Origin of the sequence: Paenibacillus melissococcoides, from assembly GCA_944800085.1 — a bacterium.
In the GTDB taxonomy this organism is placed as follows: domain Bacteria; phylum Bacillota; class Bacilli; order Paenibacillales; family Paenibacillaceae; genus Paenibacillus_B; species Paenibacillus_B melissococcoides.
Genome location: CALYLO010000010.1, coordinates 1 through 26,068 on the forward strand (window position 1 = coordinate 1; position 26,068 = coordinate 26,068).

Below are 26,068 nucleotides of genomic sequence, written 5' to 3' on the forward strand. Positions count from 1 at the left end.
AATGGCTGCCTCCTATATCCAACGTTATGGACTGAAAGTTATTTTAACCTCATCATGATTTTCATTTACCTCTTCCAAAACAATTAGTTTCCCTGGTGAGACATTGAAGTAATAACAAAGCTCAGCTACTAAAGCTATGTTAAGCCTTGATGAGCTATTGTTATACAGGTCGTTTATGGCAGAATAGGGAACCCCTAAATCTTGAGCCAATCTTTTGTTGTTTATCCAAGGGTATTCGTTTTCAATTAGTTCTTTGAGCTTACAAACGAGAATCACAAAAAAACCACCCCTAAATGCACAAAATTCTGGCAAAAATGGCTGCTGATGTATTGATAATTAGGTCGAAAGACTGTACTTTATATAGTGGAATTATCAAAAAAGTCAAACGTTTTAACATAAATTTACAGATAGTGCTTCTCGGTATTGCTATTATATCGCACTTTAGTTTAGGAGTGTCCACAATGATCATCGCAATGCTTCGTTCTGAATCCGTCTTCAAAAGAGTATCGAAGATTTTCCCAGAGCAAGATGTTTTAAGACCAAAAAATCTGGGTGAGCTCCAAAATCTCTTGAATGATACGGGTGAAAAGTTGGTTGTACTAGATAAATATATGATTTGGTATGACACCGCTAAGGAAGCAATATCAGCTTCAGGCGCAGTATGTTTTGAATATAGCGGTAAGATCGAAGATCTAAAGAAACAAATATTGTCTATTCAGAATGAACAAATTTCAGCGGAAAAGCAGGCAGGGACTGCAGAGGAGCTCGACGTCGTGGATGAAGAGGAAGGGCTTCCAGGGCATCCGGATCCAGAGGAAGAGCCAGTAGAGGCGGCAATGGAGTCCGAAGAGCTGGAAGCGGCAGCTGCAGAGGAGCTCGACGTCGTGAATGAAGAGGAAGGGCTACCAAGGCATCCGGATCCAGAGGAAGAGCCAGTAGAGGCGGCAATGGAGTCCGAAGAGCTGGAAGCGGCAGCTGCAGAGGAGCTCGACGTCGTAGAAGAGGAACAGCTTCCAGGGTATCCGGATCCAGAGGAAGAGGCAGTAGAGCCGGCAATGGAGTCCGAAGAGCTGGAAGTGGCATCTGCAGAGGAGCTCGACGTCGTAGAAGAGGAACAGCTTCCAGGGTATCCGGATCCAGAGGAAGAGGCAGTAGAGCCGGTAATGGAGTCCGAAGAGCTGGAAGTGGCAGCTGCAGAGGAGCTCGACGTCGTAGAAGAGGAACAGCTTCCAGGGTATCCGGATCCAGAGGAAGAGGCAGTAGAGCCGGCAATGGAGTCCGAAGAGCTGGAAGTGGCATCTGCAGAGGAGCTCGACGTCGTAGAAGAGGAACAGCTTCCAGGGTATCCGGATCCAGAGGAAGAGGCAGTAGAGCCGGTAATGGAGTCCGAAGAGCTGGAAGTGGCATCTGCAGAGGAGCTCGACGTCGTAGAAGAGGAACAGCTTCCAGGGTATCCGGATCCAGAGGAAGAGGCAGTAGAGCCGGTAATGGAGTCCGAAGAGCTGGAAGTGGCAGCTGCAGAGGAGCTCGACATCGTGGATGAAGAGGAACAGCTTCCAGGGTATCCGGATCCAGAGGAAGAGGCGGTAGAGCCGGTAATGGAGTCCGAAGAGCTGGAAGTGGCATCTGCAGAGGAGCTCGACGTCGTGGATGAAGAGGAACAGCTTCCAGGGTATCCGGATCCAGAGGAAGAGGCAGTAGAGCCGGTAATGGAGTCCGAAGAGCTGGAAGTGGCATCTGCAGAGGAGCTCGACGTCGTGGATGAAGAGGAACAGCTTCCAGGGTATCCGGATCCAGAGGAAGAGGCGGTAGAGCCGGTAATGGAGTCCGAAGAGCTGGAAGTGGCAGCTGCAGAGGAGCTCGACGTCGTGGATGAAGAGGAACAGCTTCCAGGGTATCCGGATCCAGAGGAAGAGGCGGTAGAGCCGGTAATGGAGTCCGAAGAGCTGGAAGTGGCAGCTGCAGAGGAGCTCGACGTCGTGGATGAAGAGGAACAGCTTCCAGGGTATCCGGATCCAGAGGAAGAGGCAGTAGAGCCGGTAATGGAGTCCGAAGAGCTGGAAGTGGCAGCTGCAGAGGAGTTCGACGTCGTAGAAGAGGAACAGCTTCCAGGGTATCCGGATCCAGAGGAAGAGGCAGTAGAGCCGGTAATGGAGTCCGAAGAGCTGGAAGTGGCAGCTGCAGAGGAGCTCGACGTCGTGGATGAAGAGGAACAGCTTCCAGGGTATCCGGATCCAGAGGAAGAGGCAGTAGAGCCGGTAATGGAGTCCGAAGAGCTGGAAGTGGCAGCTGCAGAGGAACTCGACGTCGTGGATGAAGAGGAACACCTTCCAGGGTATCCGAAGCCAGAGGAAGAGCCAGTAGAGCTGGTAATGGAGTCCGAAGAGCTGGAAGTGGCAGCTGCAGAGGAGCTCGACGTCGTGGATGAAGAGGAACAGCTTCCAGGGTATCCGGAACAACCGAATTCACTACTGGGAGGAGGTGAAGACTGCCAGGTGAGTTCGTCTGATGAAAGTCTCTTGTTTTTATCTTCCATCGAAAAGATTCGGGATGCTTCAGCTCTCTATGAAGTTCCAGCATTGACAAACGAGGAAAATAAACGACAGGAAGTGTCTCAACAGGGAGAGGAATTAGAAGATAAACAAGTAAGCAGAGACACAAAAGTATCGATTGAACCAACTGTAATACCTAATGAGTTTCGTAGTTTAATGTCAACGATGAAACAAGATCCAAAAATTCCAGAAGTAAATGAACAATCTAATATTCCAGAGGAAAGACAAAACATCAGTACGAGGGGGGAAGCATTTAACTGGACACCGCTAAATGAGTCATCTAATAGAACTATGGTAGTTGCTGTTGGTGGGGTTGCACCATGTGTCGGCTCAACACATCAGTCTGTACAAATTGCGAACTTTCTTGCAAGGCGAGGTTATCGGGTCGCATGCGTAGAGATGAATCATGAAAGTCTTGTCTTTTATAAATTTGCTGAAAAGAGAGAGAACCCTTTTGTCATTAATAATGTGAATTACTATGCACGAATGTCAGAAGAAGGGCTTTATCAGATTATAGGAAGTGGAACATACCAATATGTTATAGCGGATATGGGGGCTTTGGTCAGAAATAAATTGCCTGCATCTGTTACAAAAGAATTTGTTAGAAGCCAAATAAAAATCTTGGTGGGCCAGTCCTCTATTTGGAGCTTTGACCAGCTGTCAGAGGCGGTAAAGATACTGACCGAGAAAAACTTCCTTAATCATGTTCATATTATTTTGAACTTTGCAAGCAAAGGGATATTTGAGGAGATTACCTCAACATTTCCACGACAATTAATGCAGCAGCTGAATGTCAGTCTAAATCAAGGTATTTATAATCCGGATGCCTTTATGTTAACAGCGGAGGTTGAAAGGCAATATGAGCTACTGTTAGGAATCAGTGAACCTAATATAGTGAAACCTAAACGTTTCTGGTTCAATCGAGGTTAGAAAATGTAGTGGGGAGTTGAGACTACTTTGTTTGGGCGAAAAAATAAAACAGTTGAAACTATTGAAAGACCCAAGCTCTCATATTCCGTATATTCACCATACGGAGTGGATGTAAGTTCTGTTGGCATTGAACTGGCCAAGGCAAGAAGTAAAGGTGTTATCGTGGAGTTCCCGTGTCTGGGAATCCCAAGGCTAGCTAATCACTTTCCAGATTTGACCTTCGATAAATCGAAGTCAGTAGAGCAGCTTCTACTTGATTTTGAACGCAAAGACGTTGTTTCTTACGAAAGCTACGTACAGAAGCTTGGCGATTGTGATTCGATTCTCGTTAATCCTAAAGCTCAACCGGATTTGCCGGTACTATTGAAAATGAGTTCAACTCGCAGCTTGATAGAACTTCCTTTAAAACTGAAACATTCAATGCTTCAGTATTATGACACTCTTGTTTACAGTTTGCAGGGACAGATGATTAGTCCAATGACGTTCTATTCTCTGCGATGTTCAGACGTCATTATACTTTATTTCGAAAAACTTACGGAAATGGCATGGACTTATTTAACTTATCAAAAGCTTATCGAAGATTACGGTATTTCGAAAGACCGAATAGTATTATACAGTCCTTTGAAAAATATCGAATTGCCGGTACCCGTAGTACGAAGCGTCCAGGATGTTCTAAAGTTATCTTTCAATTTATCGGAGGTCGAAGAACAATCGACTAAAGAGGAATATACGGAGCATGTTGGTTTCATTAATCCAATAGAGCATGTACCGTCAAAGGTACTTTCAAAAATTGATCAGGCTCAATTGTCAATTTCGGATAGTGAACAAATGAAAAAACTATTAAATCGTGTCCGAATAATTCTACGTGATAGGTATAATGATGATTTTGTTATGCAAATGTATAACGAAAATGCTCGAAAAAAAGTTTGCTACTATATTGCCGATTTAGTAAGGGAACAAAAAGACTTCATTTTTCAAACATCATTAGACCGTATTATCACTTTGTTGCAAAAAGAGATTACTGAGCTAGGGGTTCTCCAAGAAGCCCTTGATGAACCGACCATTACGAGCATCGAAGTTAATTCACCGACTGAAACAATTATTGAACAAAATGGAGTTCCAGATCATGATGCTACTATTCGTTTCCAGGATACAGATCATATGTACGCAATAATTGCTAAAATGTTGATGCCAATGGGGAAAACTCTATCAGCAAATGAACCGGTCATTGATGCAAACTATCGTGGTTTTAGGATCTGCGTAACCTTAGATCGATCAAAGGGTGGGGTTAGCGCCAATACACCAACAATTTCTATTAGAAAATTCCCTCCGGATGTTTATTCCGATGAGCAGTGTGTAGAGTACGGCAATCTCAGTGAAGAGATGGTGGAATTTTTCCAAGATATTTTCCCTTGCGGTCCCAATTCGCTTATTTGTGGGGGCACTAACTCAGGGAAAACGAGTCAATTGATCAGGATCCCGTTATATCTTCCGAGCATTACAAAAATCCTCACTATCGAGGATAGCCAGGAGATGATGTTAAAAGAAAAGATAGCTTATAAGGAATACCCTAATATCGTATCGCTTTTGGTAAGAGAGCACGAGAATGAGAAAAAGCGCTTTGATATTGGCCGACTTGTAAAAACTACTTTGCGACAAAATCCGGATTGGATATTTATTGGTGAGGTTCGAGATAATCACGCTGCGGTACAAGCACTTGAAGCCGCCAACACGGGGCATGCAGTTGCAAAAACGATACACGCGAATAGCGCTGCATTAGGTGCCGTCAGAATGATGCAGTTGGCAGGAAATAATGAAATAGCTGCCGCTCAAGTAGCTTCTACTGTTGATCTGATAATACATCAGGCTAATGATCACGGTAGAAGGCGAGTTATGGAAATAAGCGAGTTGATTTCTTTTAAAGATGGTCAAACACCAGAGCTGAATCCAATTTTCATTTTTGATCCGGTTTCCGGTAAGCATGTATTTGTAAATAAACTGAAGAAAATGAAAGTTAAATTGATTCAAAAAAGAGCTCCGCTTGAAGTAATTGAAAGATGGTGTGAAGCATGATATTGTTTCCGTTTCTCCTTGTAGTCTGGGGAGTAGCTTTATTTCTTTTGTTGAAACCAGTACCAACAACATCAAATAAATATGAGAAAGGTGCGAATGTATTAGCTTCTGCCTTGGGATACGAAAAAATTCAGAAGAAGACGAATTCAACAGGCACTGAAATGACGGCTACTATTTATGTCACGCTGGTTATTAGTTCTTTTCTGATAGGGTTGTTTATTGCTCTGTTAATAGGTAATTACTTCTTTATTGCCCTTGGAGTATTACTAGGCTACACGGTTCCACTTCATCTAGTGAAGAGCAGGCAGAGAAGTCGAAGAAATGAAATGCTATTTGAAACACCGGAATTTTTGAAAATTTATACAAGCAAGCTTCTGGATTTTTCTAATGCTGCCCATGCAATGAAAGAGGCCTTGGAAGATTACGATGGAGTCGTGAAGCCTTATTTTAAGGAAGCATCGGATTCCTTACAGATGGGATTCTCTCTGGATAGAGTGTTGTTAGAACTTAAAGAAAAGATAAGATTAAGACGTTTCAATGAGTTTGCGGATAAGCTCTTAACAGCAGAAGAGAATGGATACACCTTGAAAGCTGTTAATTCTCTGAAAGAAACAATAAGAGGAATGAGTGAGGATGCAATCTACGTGAAGGAGCTTCAGATTAAGGCAAAGTCAGAGATGAAGTCAACATATGTACAAGCAGCCATGCTGACCTGTCTTCCCTTGCTTCTAAGTGGAATAAATACGAATAATGTCAATGTCTTTATGGACACCGTTTCTGGCCAGATATACATTACGATTTTTGTGGGAACCATTATGTTCTGTATACTACGCAAAACCGAATGTTTATCTCTGAATCTTACTGATTTATAGGAGGGGGGATATATGGCTGCTTCAGTAATATTAATCTTCCTGGGAGCATTTATTTTTTCATTGTTTATATTACAAAAAGCCCTCCCAGGCTTTGCTAGCCAGCAAAAATATTCAAAACGTACGCTTCAAATAGCATCAGAGTTGTCGACTGCAGGTCAGCAGAAAGGCTTAGAGAATTTTCTGTTAAACAAAGTCGTGCCATGGTGTAAAAAGATTCTTGGAATTGAATACATCCTTGGCCCCAAAATGAAGAATATGGTCGAAGTTGTAGGCGAATATCCAAGCGTCGAGGCTATGCTAGTAAAAAAGCTAATCAGATCAGCTATTTTCGCGCTTCCTACATTATTTTTGTTGGTTATATCTCCGACACTATTAATTACATATCCAGTAGCTGTTGGAATTGCATTTTATCGAGATGTAAAGGACACGAAAAAGAGCTTTGAGAAGCTTCAAAGGGAAATAACCAAAGATCTTCCCATGCTTATCGATAAGCTAATGATTGCGTTAGAAACCGGTAAGCCTTTCATTCAGGTTTTTCAAGAAGTAGAGCAGACCAGCGGGCCAAAATTAAAGCATCTGTTACGCCGCCTGAATGCAAATATGCAATATATGAGAACAGAAGAAGCGTTAGAAATCTTTGCAAAAGAAACGACTGTTCCGGTAATGCTCCAGTTTTCAACAGCGGTAAAGATAGGAATACAGCAAGGTTATGAGAGTGCCGCTGCTTATTTTGATGATATTAAAGTTGAGTTAAGGCAATTACGTCGCGTAGCACTGGAAGAGTTAACAAAAGGGAAACCAGAGCAAGCACAACTCTACACGTTCTTAATGATTATTGTTGCATTAGGATCTGTAATTTTTGTATTAGTCCAAGTATTTGGAAAGCTTCAACAAATATTTTGATAAAGGGAGAAGAGAAGATGAAAACATTAATGGTAAAGGCTGCTCGTAAAATGCATGAGGTACAAACAAAGGCATGTCTGGTATTGACTAATCAACGTGGGGATGCAACCTCGACTTCCCAAGTCGGCTGGATTGTTATTGGTGTCGCGGCTGTTGTTGTTATTTGGGGCTTTATTAGTGGATGGCTACCAGAGCTCCTGAACGGCGTGAAGGCCAAAGTTATGACTATTCTGGGCTAAAATAACGAGGTAGGAGGAAGAGTCTATTTCTGGAGAAGAAATAGACTCTGCACCGAATGAATAAAGCTGGAATTATACTCAAAAATGAACGAGGAGATATAACTGGGACATCCGTTCTAATCATCATGGCTGTAATTATAATTCTTTCATTTGCATTAGTTGATATCTTCGGTTACTTGCGTACGCATGATAAATTAAGTTCGGCTACAGATGATACATTGGATTTAGCGCAGGCCCAAAATGGTTTTGATGCACAATTGAGAAATCAATTTTATGACCTGGCTGAAAAATTCGGATTAGAACGTTCAAAGATTCAGGTACAGGGAACTCCTGGGCCGGTGCAGCGAGGAGAAATCATTGAGATTAGGGCGCATACTACATATACCTGTGTTGCGTTACGTCCTCTTGGGCGTGAACTAGTATGGGATGTAAACGCTAGTAGTTCAGGTTTAGCTCGGCTCCTTATTAGAAATTAGGTGAAGAAAAGAAATGAACTCAGGAATAAAAGTGATATTTGTTATTTATTTTTTGGTGATTGGGTTCATAGTTACGGTTGAGGTTCAAAGTGTATATACCGCAAGAGAAGAAATTAAAAAGGCCCTTATTATAGCAGTAGATAGTGGAATTATACACGGTACAGTATCTGGCGACACTGGGCGCGGGGATGTCAGGCTCGATGAAACTCGTGTAAGACAAGGAGTCGTAAGCGTACTAAGAAAAAATCTGAACTTAGATGAAACTTTAAGTTCAGATGCATTTCGTAAGGGCCGTTTAGAAGTTAAAGTAACTCACAACTCAAACGGGGTACCACGGGTCGAAGCCGTTTATCGAGGCACTTTAAGAATTGGAATCATGCGTTTGGTTGGGATGGATGGGTATGAGATTGAAGTACCTAAGCGAACGCCATATCTCACTGAGTATAAGTAGGTGGAGCTTAACATGTTCAAATGGAATAATAAAACGAGAAACATTGTCATTATACTGGGGGCATTACTGATCTCGGGCATAGGGGCTGTGGGTGTTTCTTCGACAGTCAAAAGTAATACCAACTTAAAAGATGTGATTGTAGCGAAAGACACGATTAAGCCATTTGAAGGGATTCAAGGAAAAGTGGAGTCTCGAAAAATGGTCGAAAGTGAAATACCTTCAGATGCTGTCTTTACATTACAAGAGATTGAAGGTGAAGAATGGTTCTCCGGGGAAATTGGATTCATATCAGGAAAACCAATTCAAAAGTCCTTTATTACAAAAGGTCAGGATTCTGCAGCTGGTCTTGGTGTGATGCTGAAAAAAGGCCAGGTTTTAGTCGGGATTGCTGTAGATCAGGTGCAGTCCGTAGGCGACAACATTAAACCTGGTACACTAGCTGACGCGTATATTTATGTGAAAGATGATGAAGTTGATATGCGAGGGGTGAAGCAACCTGGAAGAGTCATAAGTCCGCAAGATAATCCTAAGCTATCAAAACTTTTGGTTGTTGAAAGGCAAACTCCAGAAGGATTGGAACCGGGGGATAAAGCGGCAACAAATAAAATTCCGTCATTGGCTGTTGTTGCTGCGCCAGATGAGGAGACTGCAAGAATACTTGTCAAGTATCAACAAGAAGGGAAAATTCACTTGCTGCCTACTGGTGTAGATGGTACACATATACCAAAAAAGGGAGCGCTGGATAAAGAACAAACACCAGAACCCAATGAAACTGACGATCAGAAAAAATAATAAACCAAGAGTGAGCTGAAAAATCAGTAAGAGAGGCGACGTGAAGGGCTGCTCACATCGCCTTTATTTTTTTTCTAGCACTTCCGGGTTATCTGTCCGGCCAAGAAGATAATCCGTTGAAACTCCAAAAAAGTCAGCTATAGATATCAGTGTCTTAATAGAAGGTGAAGAGGTTCTGTTTTCAAATTGACTTAGTGCCGCTTTAGTAATTCCGATATTGTCTTTCAAAGAGTCTAGAGAGACGTTATTTATTTTCCGTAACTCTTTTAAACGAGAACTAAAATTAGTTCTCCATTCCATAGCTACACCTCTTGTTAAAATTTTCAAAATGAACTATTATAATAGTTGAAGTTAAGTGTTACTTAACGGAAGTGTGATGTTGATTTATTCCAGCTAAACTGCTCCCTTTACCCTCATATTAACACAGTAGTGGGGGGAGTATGAAAAATCATATCTTGAAGGAGGACTTATCATGAAACTGAAAAAGCTTATTGTAACTGCCTTGGTTTTTGGTTTGACAATTAGTAGTTCAGTAGCTGCAGCTCCACGATACAGCTACGATGTAACGGTCAAAGTTAACAAAGTAGAAATGAAATCAGACGTTAAACCTTTCATCGACACGACAACGAATAGAACGTACGTACCAATTCGTTTCGTCAGCCAGGCCCTGGGCGAAAAGGTTGAATGGAACAACAAGACAAAAACCGTCACCGTGAAGACGGCAGCCGGTTCGAAAATCGAACTGTCACGCGGACAAAGGGTTGCGGTCGTTAATGGTGTGAAGCAAAGCATCGATGCACCGGCCATGGAAGTCAGCAATCGGGTAATGGTACCACTTCGTTTTATTAGCGAACAAATTGGAGCCAAAGTGGATTTGAAAAAGGAGAAGGGATGGAGCTTTGTAGATATTTATTATGCAGATGCTCCGACTCCAGGAACAGAGAAGCCAGATAGCAATAAACCTAAACCTAATGGCCCCTATGTAGGTTTCGAGCTTGATCCTAAATATAAGAGCTTAGCGCCGTACCTCTTCAAGAATAACATGCGTATCGACAAAGGTGAATTAGTATTCACTGTTCCGAAGCTGGAACGTTCCGGAGCTTCATTCTTAGACTGGGGGAAAAACGAAGAGCTGAAGCAAGGGAAAGAGTACCGTTATAAGTTAGGCAATAATGGATATGTCGGCTTTTATTTGGCTCATGAAGATGAAACTTTAGAAGGCTATTTCGTATACTTATCTTCTTCGAATAAGGATCTCAAAGGTCAGTTCGACGATGTTAAAAGTGATGTGATCGTTGTAAACAACTTAAAGAACAAACGGACGGCAAGTCCACTTGCCGAAGTTGTAAAGAAGTTCTAAGGGGAAACTTATTATGAAGAAATCAATCTCTATGCTTCTGGCCCTTATGATATTCTTCTCCAATGCTGTATTTATTTCGAACGGTGCTGAAGCAGCTGGTGAAAATTCAATGGCTTATAGATACACTGGTTGGAAATATGGCCATAAAGGAAACATGTTAAACGGATATATACCAGCACTTCAGGAACGTACAACTCGTCCTTGGGAACTGGCTCAGTGGAAAGCCGTCTATCATTATTCAGATGGAAGCAAAAGAATCCAAGATAACTATGATGTAATGAACATCAAACGAAAGTTTCAGGACGATGATTATGACAAGGAGAATGGGTTTGGCCTTGTTAGCAAGTCCAGTGATGCGCTAAGCGAACTACTAGAAAGTGCTTACGCACCGGTTAAAGGAAAATTGTCAGCGAAGCAATGGAATTACTTTAAAGATAAGTTCTCTTCTGCAGCAACCGATCCTACTTTTAACAGTGATAATGAATTCTATTATACCGTTGATAATCAAGAATTCTTGAGAACTTCTGGGATAATAACTAGAATGGGAGCGAAGTTTGATCGCGCTGAAAAAGTTAGTGAAAGTGAGCGAAGAGCTCATTTTGAAATAACAGCTTGGCCTGAGCTTACAGTCAAAAATGTGGGGTCTAAAATTGTAGTAGACTATACGGCTAATGGATACTCTCCACGTAGAATAAACGTTGTAGCCGTACCTCGTGGTGGATGGCTGGATGGAAAAACAGCAAAGATAACGGCTGTTCGTACGGAAGAATACGGCCCTCATAAACCAGAGAAGCCTATAGAAATTGAATCTAATCAGCTCGCGTACCTCTTGGGAGTTGATAAGGAAGCGAAAGTAGATTTCATCATTGATGATGGGTATGGAAGGACTAAAATTGTTCCCGGTCAATTAAAAGGATTCCAATGGAGCAAGATTGATTTCATGGCTTCAGAGATTTTGGCCGATGGACAAAATCAGTTCACATTGAAATTCAAATACTGGGGAGACGATATTTCGTCTGATGACCTGAAGAAATTGGTTACGGATAAGGGGATACCGATGAAGGCCGTTATCAATGTAACGGGCGCCATCAAATTGGATGTAACCAATGATAAGCTGCGGTGGGACATTTTAAAGGAACATCCTAAAGGTATCAAGAACGGGGATGTATTTAACTATCCTTTGGGAAAAGTCGATCTGTCTAAGGTTAAAAGCGGTAAAGTATCCATCAAGGTTACAGGAACGGTAGATGATCCAGAATCACCTCTCTATGTTCAGGAAGTACCTGAAGGATCGGAAAAGAACAATTCGACTACTAAAACCTTTAACCTAACATTAGGAGACGAGGATTTAGCTGCCTACTCCATTACTGCTAACCCAAATCCTGTTACAAAAGGGAAGAGCGCCACGATTACTGGAAAGGTAATTAACAAGGGAAAGACCAGTCAGAAAAACGTATTGATTCGTTTCTATCTTGATGACAAGCAAATTCACGAGGTTCGTAAAAATATGCCTGTAAACGAACTTGTCACAACTACATTTGATTGGCGGGCAGACCGTGTTGGTGAAGCTAATCTAAAAATTGTAGTTGATCCACTGGAAGAGAAGGAAGACCGGGATCGTAGTAATAACATGAAGTACGTAGGGATGATATGTAAGGATCCTGCAGGTGGAAATAACGGGGGAAGTGGTTCATGTTCGAAGAAGCCTTCCGGAACATGGGATGTTAATTATATGGTCATTACAGGCTACAGAGAGAAAACGAGAACAGTCACTTACACCGATGCAAAGACCGGGAAGAGCAGAACTGAAACGGAAACCTATACAGATTACAATGATCCGATTTGGAGCCAGAAGAAAGTCTCATACTCCGAAAAAGTGACATCTAAAGTGTCGGCCAACACGAAGCAAGGGATTGCAACCGATAAAAATAACCCTAAAGCTAGTGACCGTGAAAGCAGAGGATCGTGGGATATCATCCCGTACGCAAAGAAAAAGGGCATGGATCCGAACCTGATTACGCGTGCCGGCTATGGATTTGAATTGAGAGCCGATATTAGTTATCAGACAGATTGGGAAACAAAAGTTCCTAATACGGCCACACCGTTCGGCGGCAAGTATAGTGGCCCAACACAAGTTTACGCCCTGGTATACAATACGAAGGGTAATCTTATGAAGCGTATCGAGATGGAGAAAACGGGATCAACAACGTGGGAGCTACCACGGGAGAGCTACACATTTAGTACAGGAGAAAAGATAGTAGAACGTAAGGTTTACACCGATGAGAATTGGCCAGATGGGGCTTTTACTGTACGAATTATGGCTGACCTGCCTAATTCACGTACTGGTCTATCCGTATGTGAGCCAATAACATTATATATTTACGGTTCAATGTATGACGATTTACAAAACGTCTTACAACGAAAATAAAGGGGCTCTCATGATTTTTTATTGGGTGATACTAATAATGTCGGTCGCTACCTACTACGATTTGCGATTTCGCATAATTCCAAATCGTCTTCTTCTAATAGGTACTATCGGGACAATCGTAATCTGGTTGTTTTGGGGGAATCTGCAATGGTGGGAGTGCTTGTTTAGCGCATTAGTCATTGGAGGAGTCCCATTTCTTGTATCATATTTTTCAGACGGGGGGATTGGAGGCGGAGATATTAAGCTGATGGCATGGTTAGGGCTATCGACAGGCTTTATCTTTGCTGCTTCAGTCCTCCTGACTGGAGTTATCTTGGGATTTATATATGGGAGAGTTCATCGTAAGATTTTCAAAGAGAAATCATTTCCTCTGGGGCATTGCTTTTTAATAGCCGCGCTAATTACCATCATAAACTAAGGAGTGGGTCTGAGAATGATAGGGAAATTTTTTCGGCGTTCTGGAACGAACCAGGCTCTTTCTAAAAATGATGAAAAACCACGGGTTGGCTTATTGTCTAATCACGATGCATTAAATCAATGGCTTATTGAAAACCTTGAAGATTCAGAAGTTATTGTGTTGAACACAAACAATTATCGAGAGGAGCTGCCTGTACAGGTGCTCCTTTGTTTTGATTTTGACGATCCTCACTATGCTGAAAAAATGGTGCCGATCGCTCAGAACGCCTTGGAACGACGCACACATGTGATCTGGGCCGTCGATGGGCCTGCAGAATGGAGAAATAGAGTAGAAACGGATTTGGCACGGTTGGGAGCATTCATTGCCCCTTACGAAGAAGAAATAGATGCTGCCCTTATATTAGGGTACATCCAAAACGGATTGCAGATAGCTTCGGTTTCGTTAGAAGAACCAACCCATTTTGATACACCTGAGCCAACTTATATTACAGAAACAAATAAAGTAGTAGCGGAAGAAAATCATGATTGCAATCATCAAGAACCCAAGCTGAAGGCGATACAAAATTCCCTTTCATCGACGGTCACGATACCGCGTTTGATTGCTGTATGTGGTTTTGCTTCAAGCGGTGTGTCTACAATCAGTTTTGGTATTTCAAGCTTTCTCCAAAAGCCAGTGACTCTTATAGAGGGGGGCAATACTGAAGGGAGCTTGGCCCGTTGGCATAGTCGGGCAACCTGGGCGGATACTCACGGAGAAACTCAAACTCTTCAAGGATATTTAGAGCAAAAAGGTGGTTGCTCATTACCTCAATATCCCTATATTGACTTTGCACTTGGGGGAAGCGGTAATATCACGTTGGCTGATGTACAGAGTCTCCAAAATTGTGCTTTGCAAAACTGGATTGTGGTTGATTGCGGTACTGACTTTTCGCATCCTCTTTTTCAGGCTGCAGGATTAAAAGTTTTTGTCACGACTCCGGATCCACAGCATTTGTTTGTACCGAGACCGGCTCTATCAGAAATTGATGTTTTTATCTTAAATCGTTATCCAGAACAATTACCAATTAGCACTGAAGAAATCGGAAGGATATATAACCGAGATTTTGATTTAATAGTTCGGGATCAACCGCGCAATATCTATTTCTCGCTTTGGGCAAAGGAATCTTGGATCAAACATTTAACTTATGCTGAAGCACAACGGTGGGCAGATTTGTTTGGAATCGGGTGATTTTAGATGACAGTTATAATAATCGACGCAGAAAGTGAGCGGAGAGCTAGAAATGAACGGAGACTGAGCTTATATACTACTGTGAAATGCTTTTCCCATATTGCACAAGCTTACGGAGCTGGAGCCCTGGAAGACAAAGGTTTGACGGGGATTGTGGTAGCCTTTGATAATGACGTAACAGATTCAAGCCTAGCTCTTCTAGCAACCGTAAAGCAGCCGGTATTTGCTGTAGGTGAAATGAGCACCTACATTATAGAACAGATAAGGTCTTGTGAACTACACGTCTCACAGTATTTTTTATACGAAGTTCTTCCGGAAGAAATGGATTTAGAAATTCAGGAAAAGCAGCCCCATGACTTCATCTATGTGCATTCGGATTTTTCAATATATATGGCCCGAAATCGAAAAATGATATACGAGCTGCCGGCAGTTTTCCAGCAGAACGCCACTGGGTACCAAACGTTTAATATCAATCGTTCCGGAAAAAGTGGCAGCTATGCAATTCCATTTCACTATTCTGAAACGAAAGACTTAGTCCGGCCTTCTTCCTTGGCGGATCCTCAATGGTTTGTATTGCTTGCGGCCCATATCTGGCAACAACGAATAGAGAGTACATCATTAGGTGCATGGTTCGCGCTAGATTTTTGGGAATGGAATGAACGTGACCGAATACGTGGCCAATTATTTGAGGGTATGACGCTTGGACGATTTGGCCAACAAAATGTTGAGTTCAAATTAAATCAGATACGCATGATCCCTATGATATCGGCAGCTGTACTTGATACGATCATTTTAGATGATTTTCATAGCAATTCTGACTTTCTGAGGTATCCGTCAGAGCAGCTGCTGTTGGTATATTACATAGGATTTCAAAAAAGTGAGTGGTTGTTGTGTACACCATACCCATACCGAGGGCTAGCACACGGATTATGCCCAGTCACTATGCAATTAGTGTTGAAGAGATATGGTTATTTTCAATCAAAAGAGACAAGTATCTATTTACATGAGGAAGAATTAAGAACTGGTTCCATATCTAATTCGGAGGAGCGTAAGTTGGCGATGGAAGAGGCTGTTAACCATCTTCAACTTCATATAAAGCGTATATGTAGTAAACTTCGGCTTACACCCAAAATAGTATTTACCGGCGACGCTGCGGACGAATTTGCTTTGTTTATGCCGGATACATTTAACATCCAGGTCGTTGATTCTCCGGAGTATTCGGTGATAAGAGGCTTAACGAAGAGGCATGAATTAGACGAGGAGGGAATTCCATGGGAAGGTATATGAGCATGATTGAGTTGAATACAGATGAAGATCATGTAATCCTGGATGCCATTAATGGTGAGGATGAATCAGAATGGTTTAAAAAAGCCGGGCTTTATTACATTCAATCTGGATCGGGAAGACGTCCCTCTGAAGATATTCATTGTTCTACCAAACAGGTAGTATCATTTTTGGAACTTCGATGTCCCCAGCTTTCAAATTTATCATGCTCTGACGAAGAAAAAATCAGATACATCATTCAAGCGATTACTAAAAATGAACAATCAAATAAAAATGAGATTCGTGCAAGCTTAATAGCATTGGATACTCTGCCACAAGAGGGGTGCTTATGGTGAGTATGTACTTGGGTGCAATTGTACTTGGAGTTGCCGGTTTGACTACGTATTCAGTGTTACACCAGCAAAAAGTAAATCGTGAATATCGCATTTCATACCGCTATTTACGAATTATCCCGCACGAGAATATACGGGGCGATAAAGATTCTATCATGAAGCTAATCCATATCTTTAACGAGCTTCGACGAACGAACGGGGAGCGAAGAAGGCAAGGTAGAGAGTGGTTTCGATATTGGATCCATAAAAGTGAACAGGGTAAGTTGGAATTCTACTTAGGCTATCCTGAAGATCGAAAAACGGGTGTTCATCGTGCATTAATGAATACTTATCCGGATATTGAAATTAAGGAATTGCAGTCCGACGAAATTCCTTTATGTTGGTCACAGGATTTCGGTGGAGTTTATGGAGGTCAGTTTGTTCTGCAGAGGCAAGGAGAAGAATCTGGATATGCGCTGCAGCAATATGGAGAGAAGACAGACCTTGAAGACATTCTGAGTTGCTTAGAAGCTGGTGCAGCTGATAGTGAAGCATTTCTGGAGGTGTTATTTTCTCCAGAGTCGCACCACGAGCTCCGAAAAGTCGTGAAGAAAAGTCTTAAACGTAATGATAGACCAGTCATAAATAACGAAATATCCTTAACTGATGCGAAGGCATGGAAAGCTGCTTTCATGGGTCAAAAATATACTCCCAAACAGGCTACTAAAGGGATCTCAAAGATAGAAGTCGATGCTGATGAGAAAGGACGAATAAAGACCCTTCAATCGCGTTATACAGGCCGTGAGTCTGTATTTAGTGTTATTGTTAGGGTTATGGTAAAGGCACCGTATGCCAATTCTATTGCCCAAACAGCTGCTGCGGTTGTTCGCCAGGCATATGCATTAGACAATGGACTTCATCTTCAGCCAGATAAGAAAATTGAAAGACAGATGTTTACCTTTGCTCCAATACCCAAGTCAAAAGGTATCATCATGACGGGGGAGGAAGTAGCCCACTTGTTCCGACTACCGCAGGGAGGGCATAGAATTTATCAATTTATCCCGCATCTAAAAAAGGGACAACGCTTACTTCAGAAAGAAGAACTCTCGCAAGGGATCTCGATTGGAACAATGGAACACCCCCTAGAAAAAAATCGAGAGGTAAAGATACCCCCGGAGCAGTTTACGCGGCACTTTGTGCTGACGGGTAAATCTGGAGGCGGAAAATCCTCTATGTTGCTTGAAATCTTGGATTCAGTATTACAAGATTTTATAATCAATCCAGATAAATCGATAGGGGTTACACTATTTGACCCCGCTCAAGAAACAATTGCTACGATTTTAAATCGATTACGGTTTTATGATGAAGAGATGGGTAAGAAAGTGGATTGGAGTAAGGTTCACTACTTTAATTTTAGCAATCCAAATTTTGTGCTGCCATTAAACTTGATGTACAAGCGTAATGAACATTCGATATATGAAATGACAGAAGAAGTCGTGGACTTACTTACAAACGATTTTAGTGTTGCACCACAGATGGAACGTATTTTACGGAACGCTCTTATTACCTTGCTCTCAGACAATACACAACAAAATACCGTATTAGGAATCATCCCATTGCTAACGAATACAAAGATTCTAGGGAGAATTTTACCGATGATAAAGGATCATCTGATTCGAGATTTTTGGATGAGTCAATTCGAGGTTCTTTCCAAGAATCTTGGGCAGGCTATAAGCCCGTTGCTTAACCGCCTAGATCCTTTTACAACCAATGTGAATATGAGAAGGATGTTCGGGTATCCAGGACTGGGGTTAGACATTCGTCGTTGGATGGACGAAGGCCATATATGCCTCTTTGATCTCAAAGGCATATCCGAACAAGCCTTGAAACTAACAGTAGGATTTACAAAAAACGAGTATCATAGAATTGCCCAGACTCGCGGTACTGGATCTAAGCCTCACCTTATTATTGAAGATGAGGCCCATCGCACACAGTTTCCAGTCACGGAGAAAATCATTGCAGAGGATCGGAAATTTGGTCTTTCACAGGGAATATCCACCCAAAATCTTGAACAACTTAATCCGAATCTTATCAAGGCTATGGACATCATTGGGAATATCTTCACTGCGAAACTAGGGCCAACTGCAGCCGGTATGATGTCAGGCATGGTGAATGGCCATTTTGATAAGAAGTTTCTTCAGGAGCTCCCTGAGCGGCAGATTGCGGTGTATACCTCATCTGAAGTCGATGGTCAAAAATATACAACCACAACTACAGTTACTGCTCGCCCGCCATTTGTATATCGTCCTGGTCACGGAGGGAAATGGGCCGATTATAAGGATGATAAGCAGATGAAGGAAGCTTTTGATTTTGGTCTTCAGAAGGGTGAAGAGTTGATGGCCAGAGATGGAGTACCAGTTGAAAAAGTGGATCAAGTCATTCAATCTTATATTAAGACAGGAATTATGCCAGAATGGAGAGAAGAGAAAGCTGGCAGCCATTCCGTTAACAATACAAAGTCAGAGAAATCTACTAATGCTCCAATTAAACTGCGACGTGCTTCAGCATCTAATTCAGAAGATTTGCCGGCTCCAGCTCAAAGCCGTAGCCGATGGGAATAGGGGAAGTAATTATGATATTTCAGTGGGTGGATCACCCGACATTAAAGCAAACCGAGCAATTGTTGAATCTGATATATGATTTAGGAATGGTACAAATTCGTCATCTTCAAGCGGTTACAGGATGGAGCTATCAGAAAACCAAAAAGCAGATATACTTATTTCGAAAGGACTTAAAAAAAAGGGGAGAAGATGAAACAAAGTGGCTTCGCACTGTGCATCAAAAAAAGTGGAATGACCAAATTGTATACTATCTTGGGCCACGGGCAATGTATCATGTCAACCAAATGCGTCAACAGCATATGGGTACAACCCGTGGACTGAGTCCGTATCAGCAGAGCCACTATATGGGTATAAACAATATCCTGCTAGAAGCTATTGAGTTCTTTGGTCGAGAAAAGCTTGAATGGTATACAGAGTTCGAATTAGCAGATCTCTTAACTTTACAGTTAGGAAATGTTGAGAGAAGTAAGATTTTGCGTCCAGATGCTAAGATTCGAATTGAGAATGAACATGAATATTTTGTTGAGTATGATAATGCAACTGTCGGCCCTAGAAAATTGGAGCAGAAATTTATGCGTTACATTGACTTTACCTCGAGCACAGGTTATCGGACACCTGTACTATGGGTTACTGTCACGGAGCAAAGAAAGCAGTACCTGGAACGGAATTGGAGAGCAAGTGTAAGTAATTTTGATGGTGATGTTGTTCCTGATTCGCATTTTTTTGTAGCTGGAGAAGAATTAAGCTTATACCAAAAGTTGAGAACGTTCTAAAACGTTCTCTTTTTTTGCTCTGCAGGCGACGGTAGCCTCTGTCTCACACATTAGGATTGGGCTATCCGGGAGCGAACCTGCAGCGTGGCCAAAGGAGTCAGCCGGCAGGCAGCTTGGCCTGCGCCGGCAATGAACGGTAGGGGATAGTAGAAGAACGGCGCCCGGCGAGGAAGGGCCGGGGAAATACGGAACTGTCGATTTTGGGGAAGCGAACGGGTTCGCTGTGACTCCTGGTATTGTAGGAACGAAGAGCAGCTGGTCTTCAGCGGTGCTCGATGCCGGTGAGCCGGCGGCAGCCAATCCGGAAAAGTGCGAGCCTAAGTAGGGCAGCCAAGCATGCTGGAAGCATCAATTGCTCCATCGAATCGATGCAAAAGAACTAGGATTGTCTGAGCAGCTGAGCGAGCTGCCACGCTGCACCTGCAGCATCGATCGCTGCATCTAATCGATGCGAAAGAACCAGGATTGCCTGAGCAGCTGAGCGAGCTGCCACGCTGCACCTGCAGCATCGATCGCTGCATCTAATCGATGCGAAAGAACCAGGATTGCCTGAGCAGCTGAGCGAGCTGCCACGCTGCACCTGCAGCATCGATCGCTGCATCTAATCAATGCGAAAGAACCAGGATTGTCTGAGCAGCTGAGCGAGAGCTGCCACGCTGTACCTGTAGCATCGATCGCTGCATCTAATCGATGCGAAAGAACCAGGATTGCCTGAGCAGCTGAGCGAGAGCTGCCACGCTGTACCTGCAGCATCGATCGCTGCATCTAATCGATGCGAAAGAACCAGGATTGCCTGAGCAGCTGAGCGAGCTGCCACGCTGTACCTACAGCATCGATCGCTGCATCTAATCGATGCGAAAGAACCAGAGTTGTCTGATCAGCTGACGAACTGCCACGCTGTGCCGGCAATGAGCAGCAAGAATTGAAGAACGGCGCCCGACGAGGAAGGGCCGGAAATACGAACCTGTCGATTTTCGGGAAGCGAATGGGTTCGCTGTGACTCCTGGAATTGTAGGGACGAATAGCAGCTAGCCTTCAGCTGCGCTCGATGCCGGACAGCAGGCGTGCTAAGTGGGGAAAAGGGATTATTTATAGTGCCCCCCAATTTTTAATGATCTATCTTTACTCTGACCTGCCGAAGTAAAAGAACTGGCCCTAACAATCGCTGTTTCCCCGAATTTATCCCTTATAAGATCCATCACTTGATCGACCTTCCTTTTTTTTTCTTGATCATCGAATAAAGTAAGCTGATAAAAAGAATCAGATTCAAGGCACGATAGACCTATGCCGATTCTACGAATCGGTTGACCATTCCAATAACGGTGGAACAGCTTTTTGGCTTCTAAATAGATGTCTGTGGTTATATTTGAAGACTCAGGAAGCTTAGTTTGCCGATTGAAGCCTGTAGGATGGTTCCAGTCGGCTCCTGTACAACTTACTGTGAGCACAGAAGCACGGACATTTTTTTGCCGGCATCTTCTGCAGACTTGATTCACGAGATCGAGTATCACAACTTCGATCTCCCACGCGGCTGCGTAATCTCGGGGAAGAGTCATACCGTTACTAATTACTTTTTGATTGTTGTGAGTCTCGGGAGTGACTGGAGAGGAGTCAATTCCATTGGCTACTTGCCATATGACCTGCCCATTTACTCCCCATCGTTTAATGAGCCGGGATAATGGTGTATTGGCGAGATCCCCAATAGTTCGGATCCCCATTCGATTGAGATGTTGCTTCATTTGTGTTCCAATAGACCACATATGCTCAACTGGATGGGGCCAAATATGTTTTATTAATTCCTCTTTTTTTAATGTAAAAATGCCAGATTTATTTTTTTTTGAAATGATATCGCAACAAACTTTTGCAAGGATTTTGTTTTGAGCGATACCAGCTCGTGCCCACACGCCCGTTTGAAGAAGTATTTGATGTTGAATGTCTCTTGCTAGCTCTTCAGCTGTCATATTAAACAAATGTAGGCTATGGGTCACGTCGATAAATAATTCATCAATACTGTACGGTTCAACCAAGTCTGTATATGATTCGAGAATTTCGGTGATCTGTAAAGAAACATCAATATAGAGCTGCATCCGAGGGGAGGCCACTATTACATCTGGACACTTTTGCAAAGCTTCCCATAACCGATCCGCTGTAGAGATGCCGAAGCTTTTTGCTATTGGGCATGCTGCCAATACGATGCCAGAACGACGAGCAGGATCTCCTGCTACAATAAGTGGTTTCTCCTTATATTCTGGCCGCTGGGCCTTTTCTACGCTGGCATAAAAACTCTGCATGTCAATGAGCATGATTATACGTTCTCGTTGTTTCATCAGATCACCTCGCAAAAATAGGAACAAACGTTCCTGTATATTATAAGGGAACGTTTGTTTTCTATACAATGGAAAACTTTGTGTAAACATGGTGGGATCTGTTGTCTTTTTAAATCACGTCACGGAATGTTCCTTCTGTGACGTGAATGTGCTATAATGGATTTATGGAAAAATATTGATTTGTTGATAGTATTGGCGTTATGCGTGATTGGAGGAAATAGGAAGTGGAACAAAACACGTCACAGAAGGTGGTTAAGCTGCCGAACGTGGCAGATGACTCGCTAATTTTTTGGAAGGAGCGATTTATGCAGGAAGAGATCATTGGCGTAAGGGATCGTGATATTGAAAAAAAGATTGAGCTACAGCTGCAGCGATTTCTTGATTTCTATCGGGAGAGATATGGCCATGATCGAGTCTCTGCAATAACAAAGCGCGATGTCGAAGCCTGGATAGATTATTTATATCCAGATGATCCGGATGCCCCCCATCCATTTGATGCATCGACGGCAAATAACCATAAGGCGCATTTGTCTAAGTTTATAGGTTGGGTAAAGGGGAAGGCCCCTCATTTGTTGCCTGAAGATCCGACTAAGGGAGTCAAAGACCTGAAGTTGCCGGCTCCAGAAGCCAGGGCGCTAAATGATGATCAGATTATTTCGTTACTCAATATTTGTGATCGATTGGAACGGTTTCACCAGCTGAAGGGTCGAAGATGGAAAGGTAAGCAGGCACCATTGAAAAAGAACGCAAGGCCGAAGCGAGATCGGGCCATTGTGTTTATGTTATTAGATACCGGTATAAGAAGGGAGATGATCGTTAATATAAATTTGGATCAATTAGAACCAAATGAACCGGCCCAGCTTCGAAAGGCAAGAAAGGCTAGATTATTAAATGTTCAGGGTAAAGGAAGGACACTTGTTAATAAGAGTCTAAGTTCAGACCTTCGAAAAGCGTTGGCCGATTACATTGAATTTGAACGTAGCAGTGACACAGATGAGAGCAGTAAAGCACTCTTTCTAACCGCATTATCTATACCTGAGCGAAAACCTGGCGGTAGGATGCATGTGCGAAGTATAAATCGTATTCTCCAAAAAATTGGGGAATGGCACGATGCAGAGCAAAATGATCCGGAACGTAAGATTTCTCCACTGCATCCACATAGCTTACGTCACACATATGCATTTGATCTATCTAGGCGTACACAGGGGAATCAATTTTCTTTGCAGGAAGAACTCGGGCATCGTAACGAGCGGTATATTTCTACTTATACAAGGAAACCTGAAAAAAGTAGATACGGTGGGTTACTGGACAATCACGATGATGTGTAACTCAATTTACCGATAAAAAATAGCCCTATGGTAGGGTCATTTCCTATTCATATTGGGTCATATACGACGTGGTAGTGGTTTTTCTATATTTCTCTAAAGCTTCTGGAAAACATCTTCATGTGGGAGGAATTGAGTTACAGGAACTTATTAAATAATGAATAACCAGGGGTCAAAATTATGCGAAATTCTCCTCGATTAATGAAAATCATCGTGATGATGCAAGTGATAATACTGGTTTTCATTAGAGTAAATTATGGGTACACTAATGCACTTTGGGCACTCGTTCCCACAATTGCGATCGGCCTAATTGTCTCTGTATTAATTGGTCGCTTTCAAAAAGATACAAATTGAATAATTCCGTTCTAAACGGAGAAGGAGCAATAGTATGACGAAGAACAGCATTACAGGCGAATGGTATGCTTCCAAAGAGAATGTAAAAGGAGTTCTGAGTGGAAAGTCAGGGAGGACTGGTTGGACGATCAACTTTGAGGAGCTTTCCAGAATTACAAACGGACATCCAGAGTTCTTGGAGAAAGTAAAGGCCTTTACAGAAATGGATCTTGGCGGTGTTTATAAAGCAGCTGTATATCGTTCGTTCTCAGATGACCATCATGGGAACAAATCGGAACATATAGCGATTGTCTTTGATGTTGTAGACACTTATATAAAAATTTTATCTTGCCGTGTCGATCATGAGCAGCAACCTCATGTATTTGAAACTAGCTTCAACAAGTCCTATGTGTGGTCAATGGCGACGATGCTTTAGGCTACAAAATGAATAGGGGGAGTGTATTACATGCGAGAAACTGTATGGACAGGAGATTTAACCCTTAATGAAGTTGTTATTCTCCAGATGTCTCTCGATGAATCTATCGAAAGTTTTCAAAGAACAATAAAAGAAATTTCCGAATCGCAAGCCATGAATTTAACAAATGAGAAAAAGAAAGAGCTTATTGCTCGTTATGAAGATAGAGTGGCTGCTTACTCGATGTTAAAGGAACGATTTGATCAGGTATCGTATTAAATAACGGAGTTGTTAAGAAGGACTTCCGGCCAACACAAATTATCAAGACGTCTGCAGAGACATATATGAAAATCATCAACCAATGCAAGCATTCCTAAAGGGGAAGGTGAATATGGGGATCGAAGTAGATCAAATTCAGCTGCTTTAAATAAAGTGATAATAGGATAAGGAGGAAGTGGTGGTACCAATCCCTGGACACCGTACATAATTTTAAAAAAGGATTTGATGGCGTGTTAAAAGAGTATTTATCAAATCATAAAGTAGTGGCTCTCCATGTGGCCAGCTTGATTATTACAATAGCTTTACTAAATCATGAAACAACAAAAGAGAATTTGAGCGTTCTCGAATTCTTTATTAAATATCCTTTTAAATTAATTTTGATTTTTCTACTGGTAGTCGTTCCCTTTGGTCTACTTACTGGAGTTGTTTTCTACATCTCGTCAGGAAGAAAGCGAAATTAAGCATACTGCATTTAAGTACAAATTTTAATGGATACTCAGAGTTCATAGTAATATTAATGAAGATTATTCCCTACCAGAGGAGTTATTTTACATCGTACAGTTTAGGGTTAGAAAACAGAAGCAATAAGAGTCGCAAAGAAATCCCTGCGGCTCTTATTGCTTCTGTTGCATCTTCGGCTGCCGTGGAATAGAAGGAAAAGTGTGCTCGAGGGGCAGGATTTGAAAGCGATCGGGAATGAACAGCTGCAGGGGAATGCACAGAAAATGAATCCAGGAGCAGCCGGCTATGATCCGGATAGAAACTAGAAAGTCTGGTGTTCGAAGTAGAGAGTGTATAAGGAGCCCTGTATAGGTAGAATTTTTTCGAAAGGGGTGTTAGGAACGAACTGCGTGCGTGTGAAAGGGAAATCGTGCTCGATGGCGAGGAATTGAAGGCGTTTAGAGCGATCGGGAATGTCCAGCTGCAGAGGAATGCACGATAAGTGAAATATCCGAAGGTATAAAGAGTTGAAATATGGCGACTTATAGGGTCGAGTATGATCTAAAATAGTAGAGCGGACGAAAATAATATCTTTTCATCTACTCATACATCTGATATGCTAGAAGCAAATAAAAAATAGTCCGTTTCGAGCAGTAATGGAGTTGGCGCTCCCTGCTGCTTCCCGATGAGCCTCGGTGAAACAGGATACTACACGAAAGAACTATTTCTTCTTGGTTTAGATTTAATATCTAAGCCCATTTTAGCAATAGGTATCTGTTTGTGCAACACCCTATTATCTAAAATGATATGGAAGATTTAATATAAATTACGTGGAGCCCTAGTTTCGTTTTCCGAGACTGGGGCTTTTATATTGCTAATACGCTATATATTAGTAGTAAAGCCCTAGTTTTCGCCATCTGAAGCTAGGGCTTTTTGTTTATAATTTCTAGTTTTACATTTGGATTTATCGTAAATATACATTTGGATTTTTTTTGTTTTACATTTGGAATATCAGTGATATTACATTTGAAAAGTGCCGACTCACCATTTGTATTTACCATGAAAATACATTTGGATTAAGTTTGCAATATCCTTGATACATAAGGGTTTAGTGGCACTTAACGTGTGTTTGAATTATTGGTTGTACCATCATGAATTGAGTTTTTTACATTTGGAGTTTTGGGTTTTTTACATTTGGTTTCTTTTGGGTTTTTAACTGGAAAAAAAGTAAAATCCAA

General features: G+C 42.2%; 22 protein-coding genes. 19 read left to right on the forward strand and 3 right to left on the reverse strand.

All coding sequences use genetic code 11. The features are described from left to right. Window positions 1-24: 24 nt before the first annotated feature. Entirely contained in the window at window positions 25-276 is a 252-nt protein-coding gene (locus tag OCY70_RS28270) for a helix-turn-helix domain-containing protein (RefSeq protein WP_261945449.1), read from the reverse strand. 185 nt (window positions 277-461) lie between these two features. Here OCY70_RS28270 and OCY70_RS28275 point away from each other — a divergent pair, with 185 nt between their 5' ends. Genes OCY70_RS28275 through OCY70_RS28310 form a run of 8 tightly spaced genes read left to right on the forward strand, consistent with a single transcriptional unit; the run spans window position 462 to window position 9,288 of the window. Then, a complete protein-coding gene (locus OCY70_RS28275) occupies window positions 462-3,482 on the forward strand; it encodes a hypothetical protein (RefSeq protein WP_261948823.1) in 3,021 nt (1,006 codons plus the stop codon). Between the two features lie 27 nt (window positions 3,483-3,509). After that, window positions 3,510-5,555 carry a CpaF family protein gene (locus OCY70_RS28280; protein ID WP_261945447.1) on the forward strand — a complete coding sequence of 682 codons (2,046 nt, stop codon included), beginning with the start codon at window positions 3,510-3,512 and terminating at the stop codon, window positions 5,553-5,555. Further along, window positions 5,552-6,427, forward strand: coding sequence for a type II secretion system F family protein (locus OCY70_RS28285; RefSeq protein WP_261945446.1), 876 nt, complete (start codon window positions 5,552-5,554; stop codon window positions 6,425-6,427). The genes OCY70_RS28280 and OCY70_RS28285 overlap by 4 nt, the downstream gene beginning before the upstream one ends. Before the next feature lie 12 nt (window positions 6,428-6,439). Next, window positions 6,440-7,330, forward strand: coding sequence for a hypothetical protein (locus OCY70_RS28290; protein ID WP_261945445.1), 891 nt, complete (start codon window positions 6,440-6,442; stop codon window positions 7,328-7,330). Between the two features lie 17 nt (window positions 7,331-7,347). Continuing rightward, a complete protein-coding gene (locus tag OCY70_RS28295) occupies window positions 7,348-7,569 on the forward strand; it encodes a hypothetical protein (RefSeq protein WP_261945444.1) in 222 nt (73 codons plus the stop codon). 56 nt (window positions 7,570-7,625) lie between these two features. Further along, on the forward strand, window positions 7,626-8,045 hold the full coding sequence (locus OCY70_RS28300) for a DUF4320 family protein (protein ID WP_261945443.1): 420 nt from the start codon (window positions 7,626-7,628) through the stop codon (window positions 8,043-8,045). 13 nt (window positions 8,046-8,058) lie between these two features. Then, window positions 8,059-8,496, forward strand: a complete 438-nt coding sequence (locus OCY70_RS28305; protein ID WP_261945442.1) for a hypothetical protein — start codon at window positions 8,059-8,061, stop codon at window positions 8,494-8,496. Between the two features lie 12 nt (window positions 8,497-8,508). Continuing rightward, on the forward strand, window positions 8,509-9,288 hold the full coding sequence (locus OCY70_RS28310) for an RcpC/CpaB family pilus assembly protein (RefSeq protein ID WP_261945441.1): 780 nt from the start codon (window positions 8,509-8,511) through the stop codon (window positions 9,286-9,288). A gap of 63 nt (window positions 9,289-9,351) precedes the next feature. On the opposite strand, the gene OCY70_RS28315 is transcribed toward OCY70_RS28310, so the two are convergent. Then, a complete protein-coding gene (locus OCY70_RS28315; RefSeq protein ID WP_261945440.1) occupies window positions 9,352-9,588 on the reverse strand; it encodes a helix-turn-helix domain-containing protein in 237 nt (78 codons plus the stop codon). Window positions 9,589-9,760: 172 nt separating this feature from the next. Between OCY70_RS28315 and OCY70_RS28320 the strand changes: the two genes are divergently transcribed. Genes OCY70_RS28320 through OCY70_RS28350 form a run of 8 tightly spaced genes read left to right on the forward strand, consistent with a single transcriptional unit; the run spans window position 9,761 to window position 19,710 of the window. Beyond that, on the forward strand, window positions 9,761-10,648 hold the full coding sequence (locus tag OCY70_RS28320) for a copper amine oxidase N-terminal domain-containing protein (RefSeq protein WP_261948824.1): 888 nt from the start codon (window positions 9,761-9,763) through the stop codon (window positions 10,646-10,648). A 13-nt stretch (window positions 10,649-10,661) separates the two neighbouring features. Continuing rightward, window positions 10,662-13,076: a CARDB domain-containing protein gene (locus tag OCY70_RS28325; protein WP_261948825.1), complete on the forward strand. Its 2,415-nt coding sequence runs from the start codon at window positions 10,662-10,664 to the stop codon at window positions 13,074-13,076. A 37-nt stretch (window positions 13,077-13,113) separates the two neighbouring features. Further along, on the forward strand, window positions 13,114-13,494 hold the full coding sequence (locus OCY70_RS36355) for a prepilin peptidase (RefSeq protein WP_390955184.1): 381 nt from the start codon (window positions 13,114-13,116) through the stop codon (window positions 13,492-13,494). A gap of 15 nt (window positions 13,495-13,509) precedes the next feature. Next, entirely contained in the window at window positions 13,510-14,721 is a 1,212-nt protein-coding gene (locus OCY70_RS28330; protein WP_261945486.1) for a hypothetical protein, read from the forward strand. A 6-nt stretch (window positions 14,722-14,727) separates the two neighbouring features. Continuing rightward, window positions 14,728-16,008, forward strand: coding sequence for a hypothetical protein (locus tag OCY70_RS28335; protein ID WP_261945485.1), 1,281 nt, complete (start codon window positions 14,728-14,730; stop codon window positions 16,006-16,008). Between the two features lie 2 nt (window positions 16,009-16,010). Beyond that, window positions 16,011-16,340, forward strand: a complete 330-nt coding sequence (locus OCY70_RS28340; RefSeq protein ID WP_261945484.1) for a hypothetical protein — start codon at window positions 16,011-16,013, stop codon at window positions 16,338-16,340. An 8-nt stretch (window positions 16,341-16,348) separates the two neighbouring features. Further along, on the forward strand, window positions 16,349-18,937 hold the full coding sequence (locus OCY70_RS28345) for a helicase HerA domain-containing protein (RefSeq protein ID WP_261948826.1): 2,589 nt from the start codon (window positions 16,349-16,351) through the stop codon (window positions 18,935-18,937). A gap of 11 nt (window positions 18,938-18,948) precedes the next feature. Then, a complete protein-coding gene (locus OCY70_RS28350; protein ID WP_261945482.1) occupies window positions 18,949-19,710 on the forward strand; it encodes a replication-relaxation family protein in 762 nt (253 codons plus the stop codon). Window positions 19,711-20,795: 1,085 nt separating this feature from the next. On the opposite strand, the gene OCY70_RS28355 is transcribed toward OCY70_RS28350, so the two are convergent. Beyond that, complete coding sequence (locus OCY70_RS28355) at window positions 20,796-22,037, reverse strand: DNA polymerase IV (RefSeq protein WP_261945481.1); 1,242 nt, start codon at window positions 22,035-22,037, stop codon at window positions 20,796-20,798. Between the two features lie 224 nt (window positions 22,038-22,261). Here OCY70_RS28355 and OCY70_RS28360 point away from each other — a divergent pair, with 224 nt between their 5' ends. From OCY70_RS28360 to OCY70_RS28370, 3 genes are all read left to right on the forward strand, one after another. Beyond that, the gene (locus tag OCY70_RS28360) at window positions 22,262-23,365 is read left to right on the forward strand and encodes a tyrosine-type recombinase/integrase (protein WP_261945480.1); all 1,104 of its coding nucleotides are present in this window, start codon (window positions 22,262-22,264) and stop codon (window positions 23,363-23,365) included. A gap of 385 nt (window positions 23,366-23,750) precedes the next feature. Continuing rightward, complete coding sequence (locus OCY70_RS28365; protein ID WP_261945479.1) at window positions 23,751-24,131, forward strand: hypothetical protein; 381 nt, start codon at window positions 23,751-23,753, stop codon at window positions 24,129-24,131. Between the two features lie 30 nt (window positions 24,132-24,161). Further along, window positions 24,162-24,389, forward strand: a complete 228-nt coding sequence (locus OCY70_RS28370) for a hypothetical protein (RefSeq protein WP_261945478.1) — start codon at window positions 24,162-24,164, stop codon at window positions 24,387-24,389. Window positions 24,390-26,068 lie beyond the last annotated feature (1,679 nt).